Source organism: Mesorhizobium sp. M7D.F.Ca.US.004.03.1.1 (assembly GCF_003998635.1).
Taxonomy (GTDB): domain Bacteria; phylum Pseudomonadota; class Alphaproteobacteria; order Rhizobiales; family Rhizobiaceae; genus Mesorhizobium; species Mesorhizobium loti.
Genome location: NZ_RZQG01000348.1, coordinates 1 through 5,796, shown reverse-complemented (window position 1 = coordinate 5,796; position 5,796 = coordinate 1). Strand labels below are relative to the sequence as shown.

6 protein-coding genes and 1 pseudogene are annotated in these 5,796 nt (G+C 63.1%); 3 read left to right on the top strand and 4 right to left on the bottom strand.

Annotated elements, in window-relative coordinates; genetic code table 11:
* A pseudogene (locus EN935_RS19425) lies at positions 1-428 on the top strand (histone deacetylase family protein); the annotation flags it as partial.
* 87 nt (positions 429-515) lie between these two features.
* Here the strand turns inward: EN935_RS19425 and EN935_RS19420 are convergent.
* On the bottom strand, positions 516-1,709 hold the full coding sequence (locus EN935_RS19420) for a TMEM43 family protein (RefSeq protein ID WP_127264475.1): 1,194 nt from the start codon (positions 1,707-1,709) through the stop codon (positions 516-518).
* 516 nt (positions 1,710-2,225) lie between these two features.
* On the opposite strand from EN935_RS19420, the gene EN935_RS19415 reads away from it, so the two are divergent.
* Positions 2,226-2,936 (top strand): helix-turn-helix transcriptional regulator, encoded by a 711-nt coding sequence (locus EN935_RS19415; protein WP_109659424.1) that lies wholly within the window; start codon positions 2,226-2,228, stop codon positions 2,934-2,936.
* Positions 2,933-3,703 carry a helix-turn-helix transcriptional regulator gene (locus tag EN935_RS19410; RefSeq protein WP_109659422.1) on the top strand — a complete coding sequence of 257 codons (771 nt, stop codon included), beginning with the start codon at positions 2,933-2,935 and terminating at the stop codon, positions 3,701-3,703. Before EN935_RS19415 ends, EN935_RS19410 begins: the two co-directional genes overlap by 4 nt.
* A gap of 40 nt (positions 3,704-3,743) precedes the next feature.
* On the opposite strand, the gene EN935_RS19405 is transcribed toward EN935_RS19410, so the two are convergent.
* The 3 genes from EN935_RS19405 to EN935_RS19395 form a co-directional block, all read right to left on the bottom strand.
* Positions 3,744-4,181 (bottom strand): hypothetical protein, encoded by a 438-nt coding sequence (locus tag EN935_RS19405; protein WP_127264474.1) that lies wholly within the window; start codon positions 4,179-4,181, stop codon positions 3,744-3,746.
* Complete coding sequence (gene flhB / locus EN935_RS19400) at positions 4,178-5,260, bottom strand: flagellar biosynthesis protein FlhB (protein ID WP_056582589.1); 1,083 nt, start codon at positions 5,258-5,260, stop codon at positions 4,178-4,180. Before flhB ends, EN935_RS19405 begins: the two co-directional genes overlap by 4 nt.
* A 9-nt stretch (positions 5,261-5,269) precedes the next feature.
* The coding region (locus EN935_RS19395; RefSeq protein ID WP_281040349.1) for a FliG C-terminal domain-containing protein at positions 5,270-5,796 on the bottom strand (527 nt) is incomplete at its 5' end.

Here is a 5,796-nt window from a genome sequence, read left to right as displayed (position 1 = left end):
GCACGCAGGAGATATTCTATGACCGTGCCGACGTGCAGGTGCTCAACCTGCATGGCGATCCGATGGTCGAGTACCCGTTCTTCCTCGGCCATGCCGACGAACGCGGCGCCGGTGCAGGCGAAGGCTTCAACATCAATTATCCCATGCCCTTCGGCACCGACTGGGACGCCTGGAACGCCTCGCTGGAGGATGCCTGCGCTAAGCTTGCCGCTTATGCGCCCGATGTCGTCATCGTCTCGCTCGGTGTCGACACGTTCGAGAAGGACCCGATCAGCCAGTTCAAGCTGAAGAGCCCGGACTATCCGAAGATCGGCCGCCGCATCGCAAAACTCGGTCTGCCGACGCTGTTCGTGATGGAAGGCGGCTATGCCGTCGAAGAGATCGGCGTCAATGCCGTCGGCGTGCTGACGGGCTTCGAAGACAGATAGTGCCGGCCACGGAGCGGTTTTGGGACAACGACAGGCATAAGCAGAGACAACCAGGACCGGGCGGCAACGCCGCCCGGATTCTCGCGATCAGGTGGCGGCGCCAACGCTGGGCGCGACGGTTGGCTCGGCCGGTTTGCGCGAGCGGCCGAGATAGTAGACCGCCGCTGCCGCGATGACGCCGGCCGCAAGGATGCCCACCGCCAGAACCGGCCGATACCAGAACCAGGCAATCGCGATCGTCGTCGTGCCGACCAAGATCGCCAGGAAGAAGGCGATGATGCCGGTTCCCATCCGCGCCATGCTGCCGAGGAACGGGATGACGTCTAGGATCACGCCGATCGGGCTGAGGAACAGGGCAAAGCCGATGGTCAGCAACAGCAGGCCGGCGGCGCGCAGCAGCCAGGTGATCAGCGTGTTTGCACTGACTGCCTCGGCGAACATCTTGTCGGCCGGGACAGTGCCGGTGTCGACCATCAGCAACGCATCGCCCGCCTCGGTCTGGTAAGGCTCGAACCGGCTGCCGGCCTGCCGCGCGACGATGCTGATCACACCGAGCGGCGCCAGTTCGTAGCCGATGCGATAGTCACCCAGCGCCGGCGTTGTGGTGTCGGCGCCGAGATAGATCTTGCCGTCGACGATGCTGAGCGGCCTGGTGCCGGTATAGGCGGCCTTGATCGCGGCCGACTGGTCGGGCGACAGCGAATACGCCTTGTCGCCCTCGATGCGATCAAGCACCGGCGTGTCGAGATCGAAGGCGACGAGCTTGCCTTGCGGAATCTGGAAGGTCCGGCTGTGGATCGCCATCGGCGGATTCTGGTGGCCGTCCGGCTTCTTGAAATCCGACGAATCGATCTGGCTGTCGTCCCACACCTTCGAATAGCTGTAGGTGGTCACCGTTTCCTCGCCGCCGCCAAGCTTCTTGGTGGTCTCGGATTTGGATTCTTCCTTCCACTGATACATCTCGGCGCTGCGCGACAGCCGCAGCCCTTGCGTCGCGATGCCGAAATCCGGATCGGCGAGACCGCTGTCCGCCGTCACCGGCCCGCTGACATGCACCAATTTACCGTCATTGGCGGCATCGACGCTGTCGGCATTGGCCGAGACGACGGCGCCGGCCCCTTCGGCCAAAGAGCGCGCCGTCTGCACCGCGCGGCCCTCGTTCCAGAACAGCCCGATCACCATCAGCACCACCAGAAGCAGGCCGAAGATGACCCCGCCGACCGCCCGCTTGATGCGCCCGAACCACGAGACGGATGTAACTTCCTGAAATGAATCGCTCATTGTTTCCCCCGAAACCAAATTGCCACCCCACTGCGTGCCGCCGCGAGATGATTGCGACGGCCTGCCGCCCGCAGGCATGGCTGCAAGGGGCGCCCGCCTCTTCAACGTTCCCGAACCTACCGGAATCGACTAGCCGCCGATATGGCCGGTTTGCAATCAGTGAGGACTTTTCGCGTCTCTGTCTTCTGTCCAAGGCGCGAAAATAGACCTCTGAGTCGCACCTGAGTCCACCAGATTCGATTTTGTCAAATCGCGTTTGATGTCGGATTCAACTGCGGGTAGATTAGACCCGAATCAGCCGGTCCTTGGGGGGCGCGGCGACCACCCAAAGTCTCTTGTTCCGGAGTTTTTCCGGCACCAGACGCGGACGGCTTCGCGTTCCCTGAATGGATTCGGATCTGGTTGGCGCAGCCCTGCGCCACGCGTGTGTCTTCGTCAAAGTAATGCGTATTCGGGTTCGGCGGCTGGCTTCCAGCAGCCGGACAGCAGAAACGATTCCGGCCAAAAGCAACAAGAATGAGCAGTCCCGCCGCGCCACTTCAATCCGACACATTGGGCTCGCGCCTGACGTCGCGCGGCGATCTGACCAGCTTTTTCATGCAACTGACCGCCGAGATCGGCGCCGACAGCTACATGCTTGTCGCCATCGTCCACGACCAGGACCGCAACGATGCGCGCATCGTCTCGTCCAACTGGATTTTCGATGCCATCGAGCTGATCGGCAAGCGGCTGATCGCCGGGCTTGCGCAAGGCGCGCTCACCGTCGCGCCCGGCATCCGTCCGCAGCCGCTGGTAGCATCTCAGGCACCCGCAGCAGACGGATTGATCACCGGCGAAGAGGCGCGCCTTCTCGACGTGCTCGGCCATGCCGAAATCTATTCGCTGCGCCTCAATGTCGGCCGCCAGCGCCTGTTCGCCCTGTTCTCGGCGGCGACTGTCGGCGGCATCGACCAGCCGGCGCTGATGCGGGCGCAACTGAAATGCTGCTACGCGCTTTCGCACATCCCGCAATTGATCGCCGCCGCCGCCATGCAGGATCCGCTGTCGGATCGCGAGCGTGAATGCCTGTTCTGGGTTTCCGAAGGCAAGACCACCGACGAGGTCGCCGTTATCCTTGGCGTCTCCTCCAACACCGTCAACAGCTACATCACCCACGCCATCCAGAAATTCGCGGCCAGCAACCGCGCGATGGCCATCGCCACGGCGATCAGGAGCGGCATCATTTGAAACACGCCGATATCAAGGAGGCTGCCGAAGCCCTCTTCAACGAGCAGCGCAACCCGTTCGGCGCCTTCACGCTTGGCTCCGAAACCCATCACGCCGTCACCATTCCCGATGCCGTGCGCCGCTGCCGCTGGATATCAGTCGACATCAACGCCTCGGCCTTCGGCTTGTTCTTTGTCAGCCCCTCGCCCGAACGGGCACGGCTAGTTCCTTGCTTCGATTCCGACTATCCCGGGATCGCCGTGGCGACAAAGTTCATTTCAGGTGCCAATGGCGAGGAGATCGTGCGCCACACCCGCATCTCGACCGAACCGCGCTGGTGGACCGATGACGGTGTCGCCGCCATGGCGGAGATGTTCGGCAATCTCGCCTGGACCGAGCAGATGGCGGCGCTGGCGCCCGGCACCAGCGGCATCGCCTTCCCGGTCCATGCCGATCGCGGCCAATGCGGCCTCGTCGTTTTCCTTGGCTCCGAGATCGCCTTGCCGCAGGACGCCCTCTACGAGATCCACGCCCGCTGCTTTTCGCTGTTCGCCGCCGTCGCCCGCATCCGTCCGGGCGATGCCGGCCGCATGCGCGCCATTTCCAAGCGTGAACTCGAATGCCTGAAGCTGACCGCCAACGGCAACACTAGCGAAGAGATCGCGCGGCTCCTGAAGCTGTCGGTGCACACCGCCAACCAGTATCTGACCCAGTCGACCCAGAAGCTGAACGCCGTCAACCGCAACCAGGCCGTGGCCAAGGCGCTGCGGCTGGGCCTGATCGAATAGGATAATTCGAGGATCGGCCGGCGGCGGCTCGCGATCGACGTCAGCGATAAGCGAGTGGTTCGACCTTTCGGATACGCGCCTCTTCGATCACAGCCTCGAGCAGCGCCGTGTTGTGCTCGGGGTCTTCGCCCGGCTTCTCGAACGACACGTAGTTGACCACCACCGAGGCACCGAGCTCGCCCAGCGTCAGCTGGAAATAGACGGTGACGCCGGGCGGCCTCAGCTCCAGGTCAAGCACGATGCGCGGGCTGCCGCTCCAGTCGACATGCGCCTCGCCGCCATGGCCAAGCCGCAGCGTGCCAGGCATGAAGAACAGCTCCACCGCTGAATCGACCAGATCCGACAGGCACGCGAAATGCTCAAGCCGGATGAAGGCGATGTAGTCGGCGACATCGATCAGCCTCAGTTCCCCCACCACCTGCTCGATGGCGCTGGCGACGATGATCTCGCGGGATTTTGCGTGCGGTTGGCGGTTCATGAAATTTGTCTCCGCTCAGCCTTTTTCGAGTAGACGATCCGCACCAGTTCGGCGACGGCCTGGTAGAATTGTGACGGGATCACATTATCGACCGAAACTTGCTTGTACATGGAGCGGGCGAGCGCCACGTCCTCGAAGATCGGGATGTTGTGTTCGCGGGCAATCTCGCGGATTTTCAGCGCCACCAGATCTTGCCCCTTGGCCAGCACCATCGGTGCCGAGTCCTCGTCGCGCACATATTTCAGCGCGATCGAGAAGTGCGTCGGGTTGGCGATGATCAGCGTCGCGCGCGGCACCGCCGTCATCATCCGCTTGCGCGCCCGGTCGCGCGCCAGCGAGCGCAGCCGCGATTTGACGATCGGGTCGCCCTCGGACTGTTTGAACTCATCCTTGACCTCCTGCTTGCTCATGCGCAGGTCCTGCTTCCAGTGGAAGCGCGACCAGACGATGTCGATTGCCGCGATCAGCCCCATGACGAAGACGATCGCCACCAGGATGTCGACGGCGATGCCACGGATGACGAGACCGAAGGCAACCGGATTGGTGATCATCCCGGCAAGCAGCTTGCGGTGGTCTTCCGACAGCGTGAAGATCAGCACGAGGATGGCAAAGCCGACCTTGCCGATGGACTTCGCGAACTCGACGAAGCCCTGGATGCCGAACAGCCTGTTCCAGCCCTTGACGATCGAGATGCGCGAAAATTGCGGCCGGACCCGCTCGCCGACGAATTGCGGCATGTTCTGGAACACCGAGGCGCCGACGCCGGCTACGGTCAGCAGCACGAACAGGCTCAAGACGGCGCGGCCGACCTCGAGGAGGACGATCTTGTAGAGCGCGATGACATCGGTCTCGGTGTCCATCGGCCAGGCTTCCGGCTTCTCCAGGAACATAGACAGGAACATGCCGAGGTCGATGACGGCATCCTTGGCGTAGAAGACGGTGAACACCAGTATGGCGACGAAGGACGCAAGGAGCGCCGTTTCCCGCGAATGGGGCAGTTTGCCCTGTTCGATGGTGTCGCGGATCTTCTTTTCCGTCGCCTCTTCGGTTTTCGAATCCTTGTCGACCGCGTCAGCCATGGCGCGGTCTTAAGCGGCGTTCTGGGTCGAGGGGAGCTCGAAAGCGCCTTCGCGTGACAACCGGATCGTCGTCGTCACGATTGTCTTGCGCGCCGCCGTAATGTCAGCGAGAGGAACTCCTTCCGATCCCTGTCCGAGTTCGGCTTCGATCATGCGCCGCGACCGCGCGCCGATCGCCGACAGCACTGATTCCGCAAGTCCCGCCTGCGCGCCGCGCAGGGCCAGCGTGACCAATTCGGTCGACAGCCCGTCGAACAGCAGCACCCGCGCCTTCTGGGTGAGCAGCGGCAGGTCGTCGAAGGCAAACAGGCGAGCCCGGACACCATCGAGATCGGGCGTGCCGGCGGCTTCCAGGTCCTGCATGACCTCCTCGAGCAGCGGCTTGTCCAGTTCGTTGAGAACGCTGGCGACGCGCGCCTGCCCGGCCGACGTGTCCTTGGTCGAGGTTTCCGTCAGCACACTGCTGCGCAACCGGTTTTCGACGATCCTGCTGGCGGCTTCCGGAACATTGGCCATCGTCACCATGCGCTTGATGA

Excerpts from the sequence above, each read along its gene's own strand:
- EN935_RS19405 (WP_127264474.1), bottom strand. The coding sequence starts at position 4,181 with ATGAACCGCCAACCGCACGCAAAATCCCGCGAGATCATCGTCGCCAGC.
- flhB (WP_056582589.1), bottom strand. The coding sequence starts at position 5,260 with ATGGCTGACGCGGTCGACAAGGATTCGAAAACCGAAGAGGCGACGGAA.
- EN935_RS19420 (WP_127264475.1), bottom strand. The coding sequence starts at position 1,709 with ATGAGCGATTCATTTCAGGAAGTTACATCCGTCTCGTGGTTCGGGCGC.
- EN935_RS19415 (WP_109659424.1), top strand. The coding sequence starts at position 2,226 with ATGAGCAGTCCCGCCGCGCCACTTCAATCCGACACATTGGGCTCGCGC.